General features: G+C 66.2%; 14 protein-coding genes. 7 read left to right on the top strand and 7 right to left on the bottom strand.

All coding sequences use genetic code 11. The features are described from left to right. Window positions 1-29: 29 nt before the first annotated feature. The 5 genes from RR42_RS03040 to RR42_RS03020 are packed head-to-tail and all read right to left on the bottom strand — an operon-like array spanning window position 30 to window position 5,214. Window positions 30-1,493: an efflux transporter outer membrane subunit gene (locus tag RR42_RS03040; RefSeq protein WP_043343879.1), complete on the bottom strand. Its 1,464-nt coding sequence runs from the start codon at window positions 1,491-1,493 to the stop codon at window positions 30-32. Next, on the bottom strand, window positions 1,490-2,458 hold the full coding sequence (locus RR42_RS03035; RefSeq protein WP_043343874.1) for an HlyD family secretion protein: 969 nt from the start codon (window positions 2,456-2,458) through the stop codon (window positions 1,490-1,492). The genes RR42_RS03040 and RR42_RS03035 overlap by 4 nt, the downstream gene beginning before the upstream one ends. Beyond that, window positions 2,455-2,664, bottom strand: coding sequence for a DUF1656 domain-containing protein (locus RR42_RS03030; protein WP_043343871.1), 210 nt, complete (start codon window positions 2,662-2,664; stop codon window positions 2,455-2,457). The genes RR42_RS03035 and RR42_RS03030 overlap by 4 nt, the downstream gene beginning before the upstream one ends. After that, window positions 2,661-4,748 (bottom strand): FUSC family protein, encoded by a 2,088-nt coding sequence (locus tag RR42_RS03025; protein WP_052494419.1) that lies wholly within the window; start codon window positions 4,746-4,748, stop codon window positions 2,661-2,663. The genes RR42_RS03030 and RR42_RS03025 overlap by 4 nt, the downstream gene beginning before the upstream one ends. Window positions 4,749-4,752: 4 nt before the next feature. Beyond that, window positions 4,753-5,214, bottom strand: a complete 462-nt coding sequence (locus RR42_RS03020) for a MarR family winged helix-turn-helix transcriptional regulator (protein WP_043351256.1) — start codon at window positions 5,212-5,214, stop codon at window positions 4,753-4,755. A gap of 354 nt (window positions 5,215-5,568) precedes the next feature. Here RR42_RS03020 and RR42_RS03015 point away from each other — a divergent pair, with 354 nt between their 5' ends. The 7 genes from RR42_RS03015 to RR42_RS02985 all read left to right on the top strand — a co-directional run bounded on the left by RR42_RS03015 (window position 5,569) and on the right by RR42_RS02985 (window position 12,140). Further along, a complete protein-coding gene (locus tag RR42_RS03015; RefSeq protein WP_043343868.1) occupies window positions 5,569-6,366 on the top strand; it encodes a crotonase/enoyl-CoA hydratase family protein in 798 nt (265 codons plus the stop codon). Between the two features lie 45 nt (window positions 6,367-6,411). Beyond that, on the top strand, window positions 6,412-7,590 hold the full coding sequence (locus tag RR42_RS03010) for a thiolase family protein (protein ID WP_043343866.1): 1,179 nt from the start codon (window positions 6,412-6,414) through the stop codon (window positions 7,588-7,590). 44 nt (window positions 7,591-7,634) lie between these two features. Continuing rightward, window positions 7,635-8,399 carry an SDR family NAD(P)-dependent oxidoreductase gene (locus tag RR42_RS03005; protein WP_043343863.1) on the top strand — a complete coding sequence of 255 codons (765 nt, stop codon included), beginning with the start codon at window positions 7,635-7,637 and terminating at the stop codon, window positions 8,397-8,399. Between the two features lie 123 nt (window positions 8,400-8,522). Beyond that, complete coding sequence (locus tag RR42_RS03000; RefSeq protein ID WP_052494418.1) at window positions 8,523-9,530, top strand: Bug family tripartite tricarboxylate transporter substrate binding protein; 1,008 nt, start codon at window positions 8,523-8,525, stop codon at window positions 9,528-9,530. 83 nt (window positions 9,531-9,613) lie between these two features. After that, on the top strand, window positions 9,614-10,528 hold the full coding sequence (locus RR42_RS02995; protein ID WP_043343861.1) for a LysR family transcriptional regulator: 915 nt from the start codon (window positions 9,614-9,616) through the stop codon (window positions 10,526-10,528). A 732-nt stretch (window positions 10,529-11,260) separates the two neighbouring features. Beyond that, on the top strand, window positions 11,261-11,560 hold the full coding sequence (locus tag RR42_RS02990; RefSeq protein ID WP_144409730.1) for a hypothetical protein: 300 nt from the start codon (window positions 11,261-11,263) through the stop codon (window positions 11,558-11,560). Next, entirely contained in the window at window positions 11,553-12,140 is a 588-nt protein-coding gene (locus tag RR42_RS02985) for a type VI secretion system amidase effector protein Tae4 (protein ID WP_043343858.1), read from the top strand. The genes RR42_RS02990 and RR42_RS02985 overlap by 8 nt, the downstream gene beginning before the upstream one ends. A gap of 705 nt (window positions 12,141-12,845) precedes the next feature. Here RR42_RS02985 and madM read toward each other — a convergent pair. Both madM and madL read right to left on the bottom strand, forming a co-directional pair. After that, a complete protein-coding gene (gene madM, locus RR42_RS02975; protein ID WP_043343851.1) occupies window positions 12,846-13,622 on the bottom strand; it encodes a malonate transporter subunit MadM in 777 nt (258 codons plus the stop codon). Window positions 13,623-13,632: 10 nt separating this feature from the next. Continuing rightward, window positions 13,633-14,043: a malonate transporter subunit MadL gene (madL, locus tag RR42_RS02970; protein ID WP_043343848.1), complete on the bottom strand. Its 411-nt coding sequence runs from the start codon at window positions 14,041-14,043 to the stop codon at window positions 13,633-13,635. Between the last annotated feature and the right edge of the window lie 248 nt (window positions 14,044-14,291).

Raw genomic sequence — 14,291 nt, 5'->3', positions numbered from 1 at the left:
TGACAGCCGAGCGCGCGTCCGGTGCTCGTTCAGTGCGCCTGCTCGCTCATCGTGCGCGACTCGACCTTGGGCGCATTTTGCCATCCGCCGCCCAGCGCAAGGAAGAGATTGATCTGGTCCAGCGCGACCTGGCTTTCCGACGCCGCCAGTGACGCTTCGGTGCTGGCCAGCGTGCGGTCGGCATCCAGGCTGGACAGGTACGGCGAGCGGCCGGCCTGGTATAGCTGGCGGTTCTGCCGCGCGACTTCGTTGGCCTTGTCGCGGGCATCGCGCAGCGCCTGGGTGCGCTCCAGCTCCCGCGTGTAGCTGCTCAGCGCTGACTGCGTTTCGCGCAGCGCCTTGAGCACCACGCCGTCGAAGTGGGCGAGCGCCGCTTCGGCACCGGCTTCGGTGCCGTGGACGCGGGCGCGCGTGCCGCTGGTCGGGATGTTCCAGGTGATCAGCGGGCCATAGCCCCAGTGCGCGGTCGGTGCCTGGCCGAGGTGGTCGAGGATGCCGGTGAAGCCGGCGGAGGCGCCGATGCGGATGGACGGGTACAGATCCGCCGTGGCAACACCGATCTTGGCCGTGGCCGAGGCGAGTTCACGCTCGGCCTGGCGCACGTCGGGGCGGCGCTTGAGCAGTGCGGCGCCGTCGCCCACGGGCAGCGCCTGGCGCAGCCTGGGTTCTTCGTGGCAGGCGTACTCCGCCTGCGAGGTGGCGCTGGGCGGCTTGCCCAGCATCACCGCCAGCCGGTAGGCCGCGCCCTCTTGCTCGGCCTTGAAGCGCGGCAAGGCCGCGCGCAGTACGTCGGCCTGCGCCTGTGCGCGCAGCAGGTCCAGCGGCTGCCCGCGCCCGGCATCGACCATCTTGCGGGCCAGCTCGACGCCGCGGCTCTGCAACGCCAGCTGATGCTCGGCCACGGTCAGTTCATGCGTGGCAGCGCAGCCCTGCACGTAAGCGCGCACGGTCTCGGCCACCACGCCAATACGGGCCTGGTCGAGTGCCGCCTGGCTGGCTTGCGCGCCGGCCAGCGCCGCTTCATCCGCGCGCGCCAGCTTGCCGAAGAAGTCGATCAGGTAGGAAACCTTGAAGCCGACATCGCCAAAGTTCATCACCGGGATCTTCTCTTCCTTGAGCAGCGGCTCGCCGGCGATCTGCCCGCGCTCCGCGCCGGCGGAGAGCCTGGCTTCCGGCAGGTTCTCCGCCTCCACCTCGTGGTAGACCGCGATGGCGCGCTTCAGGTTGGCCGCGGCCACGCGCAGATCGGTATTGGCGACAAGCGCCTGCTGCACCAGCTGGTCGAGCTTCGGATCGTCGTACAGGCGCCACCAGCCATCGGGCACCTCGGCAATCGATACGGCGGGGTTGTTCGTGCCGAGCAGCGGGCCGTTGGCCGCTTGCGCCTTCACGGCGGCGTTGTCCGGCACATGGTAGTCGGGCCCGACCGTGGTGCAGGCGGCAAACAGCAGCGGCACCAGCGCCGGCAGCAGGGCTTTGCGCAACGTGTTCACTGCGCGCCTCCCTGGCTGGCGGCTCCCTTGGCGGCCAGCGCGAGCTTGTCCTTCTGATCCTTCTGGCCTTCAGGCCCGGCCTGCGCCTTGTCCCGGGCCGAGGGCTCGCGCACCGACACGGTGGCGGTACGGCCTGCGACCATGCGCAAGTCGGCGGGCGGTTCGTCCAGCGCGATGCGCACCGGGATGCGTTGCGCGAGGCGGACCCAGTTGAACGTCGGATTCACATTCGGCAGCAGGTTGGAGCCGTTGGTGCGGTCGCGGTCCTCGATGCCGGCGGCAATGCTCTGCACGTGGCCATGCAGCACGCGGGATTCGCCCATGATGCGGATGTCCACCGGATTGCCGATATGGATGCCGTGCAGCTTGGTTTCTTCGAAGTAGCCTTCCACGTGGAAGGAATTCGCATCCACCATCGACAGCACGGGGCGGCCGGTGTTGACGTAGTCGCCCAGGCGCGGCAGCCGGTCGTTCAGGTAGCCGTCGACCGGGCTGAGCACGCTGGTGCGCTCCAGGTTGAGCTTGGCGAGGTTGACCGCGGCCTGTGCCTGCGCCAGTGCGGCTTCGCCTTGCTGGACCTTGGCCAAGCCTTCTTCCACCACTTCCTTGGAGACGACCTCGGACAGGGTCTGGCTGCGGCGGGCTTCACGGCGCGCCTGCGCGAGCATGGCGCTTTGCGCCGCCACCGTGGCCTGCGCCTGCTGCAAGGCCAGCGCGAAGCGGTCGCGGTCGATCTCGAACAACGGCTGTCCGCGCTGCACGCGCTGGTTGTCCTTGACGAGGACCTTGGTCACCAGCCCGGACACGTCCGGCGCGATCTGCACCACGTCCGCGCGGATATGGCCGTCGCGGGTCCATGGCGCCACCGTGTAGTAATCCCACAGGTGCTTGACGACAACGACCGCGACCGCGGTGACGACAAGGGTAAGGACGATGGGTCCAAGCGTACGAAGATTCAGTTTCATGACTGCAGCCGATAGGCCAGGTAGACGATGCCACCCAGGACGATCACATATAACGCCAGATTGAACAGGGACCGGTGCCAGACCAGCCGATAAAAACCCACATGCGCCAGCACGGCACGCGCGCAGGCGGTGATCAGGAACGCCACCAGCATCCACGCCAGCAGGCTCGGGACAAACACACCATAGACGTCGACTTCACCGCTCATTGCTTGTTGCTCGCTTGCTTGCTCATTGGGTCTGCCGCCTGGCCCGCGGGCAAGGCACCGGCCGCGCTCATCGCCACCGGTGCCGCCGAAAACAGCGCGACATGCATTTCCACCAGCGCGGCAAAGGCCTCGCGCGAAGCCTGGTCGGCGCGCGAGGCAACCTTGCGGATCGCCTTGGCCAGCCGGTCGCGCAGCACTTGCGGCGGCGCCTCGGCACGGGCGTCCAGGCGCGCCTGGTAGTAGCTGGCAACGCCCTGCAGCACACGCCGTACCGAGTGCTGGTGCTCCGGCGCCAACGCGGACAGTTCGCGCTGCAGCGCCAGCGTGCTGAGCTCCACGCGCACTTCGGTAAAGCCGTCGCCGGTGGTTTCATCCTCGCTGGCCGCCAGCCGCGGCACCAGTTGCGCCAGGCGGTCCAGCATGCGGGCACGCAGATGCGCGTGTTCGCCCGGCTCGCGCCCGGTGGCGTTGCGGGCGATATCGCCCCAGCTGGCGCGCACCAGCCTGCGCACCGCGGCCCTGGTGCCGAAGGGGCGGGCCACCAGGGTCCACACCAGCGCGAACAGAATGCCCGCGATGCCGGCCACGTTGCCGTTGAAGAAGGCGTTGAAGTCGGCGTTGTAGGCGCCCTGGATACCGATATCGTTGGCCGTGACCACGGCCAGCGGCATGGCGATCAGCGCGAGCCTGGGCTGCGCCATCATCACGCCGATGATCAGGTAGGGCACCGCGAACATCAGTACCAGCATCTCGAAATCGTGCGCGTTCGGCAGAACCACGAACAGGTAGATGGTGGCGAGCACCAGGCAGACCACGTTCCAGCGGAAGAACGAGCGGATCATGGGCGCCGGCTCGTCCATCGCGGCAAAGAAGCAGCACGATACCGCGCCCAGCGCGACCGCGCCCGCGCCATCCGCCCAGCCTGTCCAGATCCACACCATGCCCATGCTGAAGATCGCCAGCGCGGTCGTGGCGGTGGAGAACAGCAGCATGCCGTGATCGTAGTGGCGCGCAGCGCCCACGCCCCAGCGCCGGAACACCGGCGCCCAGTCGCCCTGCGGTGCGGCCTCGCCGATACGGCGCTGCAGCGATACGCAGTCCTGCCACAACTCCATCAGCTCGCGCAGACGGCCTTCGGCCGTGGCGGCGAGCGCCGCGTGCCAGTCTGGCCCGGCACTGCCCGGCTCCAGGCCGGCGTCGTCGATCGGCGCGTCCTGGGAAAGCTGCAACGCCGGCAGCGGCGCCTGCGCGCCCGCGCTGATCCATGCCGACACCAGCGCCATGTTGTGAGACAGGCGTTGCGGAATGCCCGCAGCGTGCTGGTGCAAGGCGTCCACCACGCTAGCCAGCGACGACAGCACGGGCAGCAGCATGGTCATGCGGCCACGCAACTCCTGCGCGTGCTTCACGCGCGCGGCACTTTCGGCGTCGTAGGAGAGATGGCTGATCAACTGGTCGAGCGCGAGGATGTCGGCGGCCAGGCGATGGCGGCTGTGATGGCGCGACACCTTCGCGGCCGGATGCGCCGAGAGCATATCGGTGGCCCATAGCGCGGCGTCCGCCAGCCACTGGGCGGATTTCTGGCCGAGCACCGTGGCCACCTTGGCGGGGAAGATGGTCGAGCCGACGATGCTCGCGCACACGATGCCCAGGCAGATTTCCTCGGCCCGCGCCACGGCGATGTCGAACACGCCCGAGGGATCGCTCACCGAGGGTAAAGCCACCATCGGCAGCGTATAGGCAGCCAGCATGAACACATAGCTGCGCGGCGTGCGGTGCAGCAGCGCGACATAGAGCAGGATGCCGGTCCATAGCGCCACCGCTGCCATCAGCAGCACTGGCGCATTGACCAGCGGCGGCACGATGGCGACGGACGCTGCCGCGCCAAGCAGCGTGCCAAGCACGCGATACAGTGCCTTGGAGCGCGTCGCGCCGGTGAGCGGATGCGCCACGATATACACGGAGGCCATGGCCCAGTACGGGCGCGGCAAGCCGAGGTACAGGGCGATGAACAGCGCCAGCATGGCCGCTGCAAAGGCTTTGAGGGAGAAGATCCAGTCCCGTCCGGTGGGCCAGCTGACCATGTTCTTACGACCCGAAAGCAGTGGTGGGCGCGGACTCGGCCGCTTGGGCGAGCGCGTTGAGCACGCGCATGGCGCCCTCGAAGTCCTGCTCGCTGACGCCAGCGAAGACGCTGGCGCGGAGCTGCTTGAGCTCGACCTCGATTTTTTCGGCGAGCGCCTCGCCGGCGTCGGTGAGCCAGAGCGCGTTGGCCCGCCGATCGTTCGCATCCACTTCCCGGCGCACAAGGCCGGCGGCGGAGAGCTGGTCAACCAGACGGACCAGCGATGCCCCTTCCAGCCCGACATAGTCGGCCAGGGTGACCTGGCGCACGCCGCCGCCAAGGCGGCGGATAAACAGCAAGGGCCCCGCTGCGGCGGCGGAAATCCCGTAGGCGGTGACGGCGCCCTGCGAAATGTGGCGCCACTGGCGCCCGGCCAGCATGAGCTGGCCGGTAAAGGCGAAACGGAGGGCGTCGATGGAAGACATGGACGGAATGATAGCAGCCATATAGTTAGGATGCAAATTATCACACTACAAAGCAATCCCCGTTGATACGAGCCGATGCAGGGCGATGCGGGAAGCACATGAAAGTCGCATCGCCAGTTGAACCTGCCTTGCGCATCCAGGCTCGCGGCGACGCCAAACAGCGCTGGCGCCGATATATGCGGGATATCGGCATCGCCGAAATGAATATTGGACACCCGAGGGCACGGTCCCTTAGCCTTTTGGACAAGCGATTGTCGGCGGCGCCGCGCCGGCCGTCCCGAGCCAAGGCGACGACGACGACGACGACGACGACAACGACAACGACAACGACAACAACAACGACCGGAGACCGGCATGACAAGCTTCCTGCGCTACGAGCAGCAGGGCCACATCGTGACCTTGACCATGAACGAGCCGCAGCGGCGCAACCCCCTCACCGGCAACACCGCCGTGGCCGACTTCCTGGAGGCCATCGACCGCATCCACCGCGACGCCAGCGTGCGCGCGGTGATCATCACCGGCGCCGGCACCGCGTTCTCCTCAGGTGGCAATATCCGCGACATGGAACGCCAGGCTTCGGGCCAGGTCCCCGGCATGGAGATTCGCCAGGACTATCGCCTGGGCATCCAGCGCCTGCCGCTGGCGCTGTTCAACCTGGAGGTACCGGTGATTGCCGCCGTCAACGGCGCGGCCATGGGTGCGGGCCTAGACCTGGCCTGCATGTGCGACATGCGCATTGCGTCCGAGCAGGCGCAGTTTGCCGAGAGCTTCGTCAAGCTGGGGATCATTCCGGGCGATGGCGGCGCCTGGCTGCTGCCGCGCGTAATCGGCCTTGCGCGCGCCGCCGAGCTGACCTTCACCGGACAGGTCATCGATGCGCGCCAGGCGCTGGAGTGGAACCTGGTCTCGCGCGTGGTGCCGCCGGACCAGCTACTACCCACCGCCAATGAACTGGCCGAACGCATTGCCGCCAATCCGCCGCATGCGGTGCGGCTGGCCAAGCGCCTGCTGCGCGAGGCCTTGCATACCCGGCTGGATACGCTGCTGGAGTTGTCGGCCGGCTTCCAGGCGCTGTCGCACCAGACCTCGGATCACCGCGAGGCGGTGTCGGCCTTCCTGGACAAGCGCAAGCCCGAGTTCACCGGCAGCTGATCCAACGTCGTTCCCATTTCCATCAAGAGTCATTGGAGACCCGCCATGCAGCAAGCCGTCATCGTCGACGCCATCCGTTCGCCCATGGGCCGCGCCAAGCCCGGCTCGGCCTTCACCGAACTCCATCCCACGGAGCTGCTGGCGCAGGTGCTGGCGGGGCTGGTCGAGCGCAACCAGCTGGACCCCGGGCTGGTGGAAGACGTCATCACCGGATGCGTGAGCCAAGTGGGTGAGCAATCCGCCACGCCCGGCCGCGTGGCCTGGCTGGCGGCGGGATTCCCGGAGCATGTGCCCTCCACCACCATCGACCGCAAATGCGGCTCCAGCCAGCAGGCCGTGCACTTTGCCGCGCAAGGCATCATGGCGGGGGCCTACGACATCGTGATTGCCTGCGGCATCGAATCCATGAGCCGCGTGCCGATGGGCTCGGGGCGCATTGGGCAGAATCCGTACGGCCCGTCGTTCGAGGCGCGCTATGCGCCCGGGCTGGTGTCGCAAGGGGTCGCGGCGGAGCTGGTCGCGGCGCAGTGGGAACTGTCACGCGGCGATCTCGATCAGTACGCCGCGCAATCGCACCAGCGCGCGCACCAGGCGCGCGAGGCCGGCGCCTTCCACCGCGAGATCCTGCCGATCCGTACCGCCGCGGGTCTCGTCGCGCACGATGAGACCATCCGCCCCGCCACCACCGCCGAACGCCTGGCCACGCTGGCGCCGTCCTTCCGCGACGAGTCGCTCGGCCAGCGCTTCCCGCAGATCGGCTGGCATGTGACCGCCGGCAATGCCTCGCAGATCAGCGACGGCGCCGCCGCCATCTTGCTGATGAGCGAGCGCGCCGCCTCCCGCCTGGGCCTGAACGCCCGCGCGCGCTTCGTCGCCTTCGATGCCTGCGGCGACAGCCCTCTGACCATGCTGACCGCGCCGATCCCATCGAGCAGGCGCGCACTGGCGAAGAGCGGCCTTGCGCTCGATGCGATTGCACACTACGAGATCAACGAGGCCTTTGCCTGCGTGCCGCTCGCGTGGCAGCGCGCGCTGGGCGCCGACCCGGCACGCCTGAACCCGCGTGGCGGCGCGATCGCGCTCGGCCACCCGCTGGGCGCTTCGGGCGCGCGGCTGATGACCACCATGCTGCACGCGCTGGAAGACAGCGGCGGGCGCTACGGCCTGCAATCGATGTGCGAAGCCGGTGGCATGGCCAACGCCACCATCATCGAACGGCTCTGAGCCGGCACGCACCCATATCCAGAACGAGAACGAGGAGATACCAGATGAAGCTTGCCAACCTGTCCGCCGTCGTCACCGGGGGCGCCTCCGGGCTGGGCCTCGCCTGCGCGCGCCGCCTCGCTGAACGCGGCGTCGCCGTGGTGATCGCCGACCTGTCCGAAGAGAACGGTGCGGCCGCCGTGCAAGAGCTCGGCGCGCTCGCCCGCTTTGTCCAGGCCGATGTCTGCGACACCGCACAGATGACCCGCGTGTTCGACACGGCCGACACGCTCGGCACCATGCGCGCGCTGATCCATTGCGCTGGCGTGGGCGGCCCGGTGCGCCTGGTGGAGAAGGACGGCCAGCCCGGCTCGCTGGAAAAATACGAATCGATCGTGCGCATCAATCTCGTCGGCACCTTCAACACGCTGCGCCTGGCCGCCGCGCGCATGGCCCGCAACGAGCTGGTCGACGGCGAGCGCGGCGCGTGCGTGCTGACGGCGTCGGTGGCGGCCTATGAAGGGCAGATCGGGCAGATCCCCTATGCGTCCGCCAAGGCCGGCATCGTCGGCATGACGCTGGTAGCGGCGCGCGACCTGGCCCAGCGCATGATCCGCGTGTGCACCATTGCCCCGGGGCTGTTCGATACACCCCTGCTGGCACGCCTGCCGGAAAACGTGCGCGCCTCGCTGGGCGCCTCGGTGCCGCATCCGGCAAGGCTCGGCATGCCGGATGAATTCGCCTCGACAGCGCTGCATATCCTGGAGAACGCCATGCTCAACGGGGAGACCATCCGGCTCGACGGCGCGATCCGCATGGCGCCGCGCTAAAGGCACAGCCGTCGCAACGGGGATGCGGCGGCCGTTGCCGCATCCCCGCCATCACCTTCGAGCCGGACTGCCGGCCGCCACGCTCGCAGGTGGGCAATCATGCCTACCGGAGGAGACACCCCCATGCGCATCCAGCTGTTCGGCAGGTTTTCCGCCGTCGCCCTGCGCGCGGCCACTCTTACCCTGTATGCGGCCGCGATACTGCCAGCCGCCGGCACGGCCCTGGCCAAGCCGGCATGGCCCGAACGCCCTGTCACGATCATCGTGCCGGGCGCGCCGGGCGGCACCGCCGACATCCCGACCCGGCTGGTGGCGCAAAAGCTCAGCGCCATGCTGGGCCAGCCGGTCATCGTCGACAACCGCCCCGGCAGCGGCGGCATCATCGGCACGCAGGCCCTGCTGCGCGCACCGGAGGATGGCTACACCTTGCTGGTCGGCAACACCGGCTCCCACGCCATCAACTACAGTGCCTACAAGCACCTGAGCTACCGGCCTCAGGACTTCGTGCCGATCACCGACATGATCTCGTTTCCCAACGTGCTGGTGGTCAACGCGCAATCGCCCATCAAGACCGTGGCCGACCTGCGCGCGGAACTGAAGAAACAACCCGGCCAGCTCTCCTATGGCTCCGCCGGCATTGGGCAGACCACGCACCTCACCGCCGAGCTGTTCCGCATGCGTACCGCAACCGAGGTCATCCACGTGCCCTACCGTGGCTCGACCCCGGCCACCACCGCGCTGCTGTCCGGGGAAATCACCTTCATGTTCGACAACCTGACGCAGGCGCTGCCGCACGTCCGCGCGGGCAAGCTGCGCGCACTGGCGCTCACCAGCGCCGAGCGCCTGCCCGGCCTGCCGGACGTGCCAACCATGGCGCAGGCAGGCGTGAACGATTTCGTGGTGATGGGCTGGCTGGGCATATTCGCCGCGGCGCGCACGCCGCCCGCGGTGGTCGCCAAGCTCCAGGCCAGCCTCGCGAATGTCATGCGCGACCCCGAGGTGGCGGCCAGGTTCAAGGAGATGGGGGGACTGGCCGGCGGACAGCCGCAGGCGAGTTTCGCCATGTTCGTCGCCAGCGAGCAAAGACGTTGGGGGGAAACCATCCGCGCCTCGAACCTGAACCTGGACTGAAGAGCGCCCCCGAGCCATCCGGCATCGAATCTGGTTATCATGCTCCGGTCACCGCCACCGCACGCACGAACGCCGCCCCTCCCATGCGAAACCGGATCAACGAAGAAATCACCTTGCGCAAGCTCGAAGTCCTGCTCGCCTATATGGAGACCGGCAACCTCGCCAAGGCCGCCGAGGCGCTGGATGTGAGCACGGTCAGCGTGCACCGCGCACTGCACTCGCTGGAGGAAGGCATGCGCTGCGCGCTGTTCCGCCACGAAGGGCGCAACCTGCTGCCGACCGAAGCCGCGCACGTGCTGGCGGATGTGGCCACCGATGTCATCAAGGCCATGGCCGACGGCATCCGCGCCACGCGCCAGGCCGCCGGGTATTCGGCCGATCACATGAAGATCGGCTCGCTCTATTCGCTGACCATCCGCACGGTGCCCGACGTGGTGATCGGCATCAAGGTCAGGCGGCCCGAACTACAGGCCGAACTGGTGCTCGGCTCCAACGCCGACCTGCTCTTCAAGCTCAAGCAAGGCGCCATCGACGCCGCGTTGATGGCCATGCCCGAGCCGGACCCCGAGATCGAATCCATTGCGCTGTTCGAAGACGAAATCTACTTCGCCGCACCGGCGGATTCGCCTTATGCGCGGCAAGCCTCCATCGACCTGCGGCAATGCCGGGACGAGCCCTTCGTCACGCTCAGCGAAGGCTTCATCACCTACCAGGGCTTCATGGACGCCTTTCGCATCGCCGACTTCACCCCCAATGTGGTGATGAAGGTCGGCGACATCTTCTCGCTGATGAACCTGGTCAGCGGCGGCGTGGGCTACGCGCTGCTGCCCGGGCGCGTGCGCGACGTGTTTGCGCACAAGGTGACGCTGGTTCCGCTGTCCTCGCAGTACCGGCTGCGCCAGACCATTGGCCTGAGCTTCTTGCGGCGGCGCGAGCGGGATCCGAACTTGCTGGCGCTGGCGGCGGTTTGCCGGCTGGCGATGCGGGTGCCGAGCTAAGTAATTTCCGACAACGACATCTGCGCCAACGCTTGTGGGGTACGTGTTGGTGACACCTCCGGCGTCCCATAGGGCGCCGCACAGGCGCTTCCACCTGACAGCCATTCGAACGGGTTCTGCACTCGCACTCAGTGCGAACCCGTGGGCACGTTTATGCAATAGCCTCTCTGCACTTTGCCACGCACACCTGACGAAGAGCCGCAGTTGCACCGAATCCTCGGCCAAGCCCTTGTAGCGAACCCAATGTGGGCGTCAGGCACGCATCCGGAAATGACATGGCGGAAAGTAGAAATTTCCGCATGCAAATGCAGACCTTTCCACTCTCTTACTGCGTTACGCTGCCACAGCGGCACCAATTGGTGCACGTATTTGAATCAAAAATGGAGAAGCCATGGGAGCGCGCAAGCCATTCTTTGAAAAACGCACCGAGAGGCTGGGAAAGTGATCATCCTGATACGGTACTTTGTTCGACACGGCGACGTGACCACGACTGGAGGCCGGGTGGAGGGTGGCACACCCACAATATGCATGGGAAGCCCCTCTCTACCCGTCGCCTTTGAGGGCGATCCCGTCTGATGCCCGGTTTGCAACTCAATGGGCCATACCAAGTGCATGCCGCCATATCGACCATGGACGGGCCCGGACGGACGGCAGGCCAACCTGGACGGTGACTTATGCATTTGCAAATGCCCGACGCCACCACGGCTCATCGCGTCGACCAGGTCGCACTCAATGCGTTTCACCGCGCAGGCGGTATCCGGACCAGGCAGGTCACCGGCGAGCACAGCTTGGGGGAGCGAGGAATCCGCCGGTCAAAGCGAGCAACTCGATGAGATGGTGGTCGCGCAAAATCAGGACAAGGCGGTGGCCGACTATCCGTACTTTATCGAGACGACTGACGGACGTAGTCTCTTTGGCTACACGAATGAATCTGGACACCTGCCACGTGTCGCTACGCCAACAGGCAATACTTACATCGTTTATTGGGGAGACGAGGCTCCTGCGATGCACATCGGAGACGTAGATGCCTAACAAGGAAACGAGAGTCACAACCAATACGACAAGAAACTCCGAGTTGAAGGCGCAGGTAAAAGTTGTTACCTTTGCTGAGTTGTGGGCGGCCTTTCCGAATGGAACGCCGTATGTTGATGCCAAAACGGGGGAAGTACCTCCGGGCTTCGAGAATCAATGCGCGATACGCCTAAGCGTGACCCTTCACAAGATGGGCATCGAAATGAAGTCCTTCCGCGGCAAAGGGCAGATTCGCCTGGAAGGCAGGCGGACAGCAGTCCTTGCTTCGGAAATGTCGGACTGGCTTCGGCTAAAGCCGTTCGCCGGCATTGGTGTACCGGAAAATATCACCGGTGCTGAATGGCAGAGGAGAATCAAGGGTCGTACTGGCATCGTTGCATTCAGAGACTATTGGAGGCGCTCAGGCCAGTCCAACGCAACTGGCGGTCATATTGACCTCTGGAATGGCTCCAGGATGACGTCAAGCAGTGGTCGGGGCGCCGTAACCAACTTCCTGCGCTTTGCGGTAGGCGTCAATGCCACGCCCTTTTACTCTGATCTGGGCAACGCCAGCGAAATACTGTTTTGGGAGATCAAGTGAGACGCGTGACCTCCGTTGTCTTGTTAAGTACCGTCGGGACAGTCATTGGGTTCTTGGCGTCTTTGCCGCTCGCTCGATTTATCCCGATTTGCGGAGAAGATTGTTCTGGGCAGCGACTTGTGCAAATTGCGTCCTGGTCGCTTGGCGCAGCAGTCCTCTTCCTGCTTGCCGGCATTTTCTGGTTTCGGAGCCCTGCCTCCCATTGGACCAACTGGCTCCTCCGGCTCGTCGTACCTGCGCTGTTAGTAGGCGGCGCATCGGCGACAAGCTATGTCCACAAGCTCCAGGTCGAGAACGAATACCTGCACAGCATCCGCGAAGTACAGCGCAGCAGCGATTTCCCTACGCTAGTGATACTGAAGAAGGAAGTGTCCGTGCTTGCCAGTTCCGAGACTGACGACTTACCGATGCTGTTCCGTGCGCAGAGGTGGGAACGGTGCGCAATCGGGCGTCAAGAGAGCCTCCCACCGAGGCGGATCGAAATTCAGTGCCGCGCGGGGATGGGATGGCTAAGTGCGGAAGACGCGAGAAGTCTCATCCCCATCAAGCCGGGGGACAACCATCCGTGAACACTCCCAATTGCGCAGCACGACGAGATCCTAATCTGGGGGCACATCGACGCAGTCGCTGCAGCGGGCAAATCGCAAATCCGGCAAGCGAGCTTGTCAACCGCTGCAACGAGCGCCTCTCCTCTCAGGACACCGCCTAGCCCACCACCGCCTTGGTCGCCAAAAACAACAACGACGGCCCCAGCAGGCACCCCAGGCCGGTGTGGAACGTAGCCACCAGCGCACCATACGGCACCAGCCTGCGGTCCGTCGCGGCCAGCCCGGCGGAAACACCGCTGACGGTACCCGCCAACCCACCAAACACCATCGCGGCGCGCGGGTTGTTCAGCCCGAGGAAGCCTGCCGCCATGGGCGTGCCGACCATCACGATGATGGCCTTGATCAGCCCGGTGGCAATACTCAGCGCGATCACGTCGGAGCTGGCGCCCAGCGCCGCGCCGGTGACCGGTCCCACGATATACGTCACCGCGCCCGCGCCGATGGTGGTCATGCTGACCGCGTCGCTGTAGCCGAAGGCGCGCGCCACGGCAGCACCCACGATAAACGGCAGGATGGTGCCGAGCAGCAGCGACACCGCGCCGACCAGCCCGGCCTTGCGCGCCTCGGTCACCTGCACCTCGAAGGCGGTGGCGACGATGGCGAAGTCGCGCAGCATGGCGCCGCCCATCAGGCCGATGCCGGAGAACAGCGAGAGGTCGGCCAAGCCTTTTTCCTTGCCGGTGACGATGCCGCCATAGTAGGCCAGCAGCAGGCCGATCACGATGGCAATGGCGGAGGCGTGGACGCGTCCGACGGTCAGCCAGCGCGAGAGCCTTGACGACAGCCACATGATGATGCCAACCGCGGCAAACGCGGTGACCAGGGCGTTTTGCAGCAGGATGTTCTCGATGATGTGCGAAATGGAATGCGGCATGGCAGTGTCCTTAGCGCGATGCGTGGCTGGGGGTGGCTTCCGGCGAGGGCAGCGGCGGCAATGGCGCGTGGTCGCCGGTGCGGCTGAGCACCGCGATGCAGCAGGCCGAGACCAGCACCGCGCCGACTGCCGCGATCAGGGCTACCGGCCCGCCGCGCAACGCGGCGACCACGTTCTGCTGCGCCGCCATCGCTACCACCACCGGGATGTACATCGCGCCCCAGAAGCCAACGCCCGCTTCGGTCTCCTTGGGCAGGAGGCCGCGCCCGTGCAGCAAGAGCCGTATCGAGATCAGCAGCAGCATGGCAATGCCGACGCCGCCCACATTGGCCTTGACGCCGATCGCCATGCCAAGCAGTTCCCCAAGGAACAAGCCGATGAGGTGGCAGAGCGCCAGCAAGGCGGTTCCGTAGATGATCATGGTGCTGTCTCCTGTTGGCCCGTCGGCAGGGTTGCGCGCGGGCTGGTTCTAGGTTTGATGGATGCAATCTAGGCCAGCCATCGCGCTGCATCAATCAACCCGGCGGGAGAATCGTTAGCGTGGGATTAATGGCGGGACGCCGCCATCCGGCGCACTAGTGACCAGGCCGGCTCTTGCGTGCTTGGTGTGGCGGCGTACTGTGCGCCCCAGGCCGGGGCCAGACGCCTTGCATGTCGGGCCGCCGACAC

The sequence above is a fragment of the Cupriavidus basilensis genome, from assembly GCF_000832305.1.
GTDB lineage: Bacteria > Pseudomonadota > Gammaproteobacteria > Burkholderiales > Burkholderiaceae > Cupriavidus > Cupriavidus basilensis_F.
Note: the sequence above shows the minus strand (reverse complement) of the source record. Positions and strands in the feature narration are given on the sequence as shown.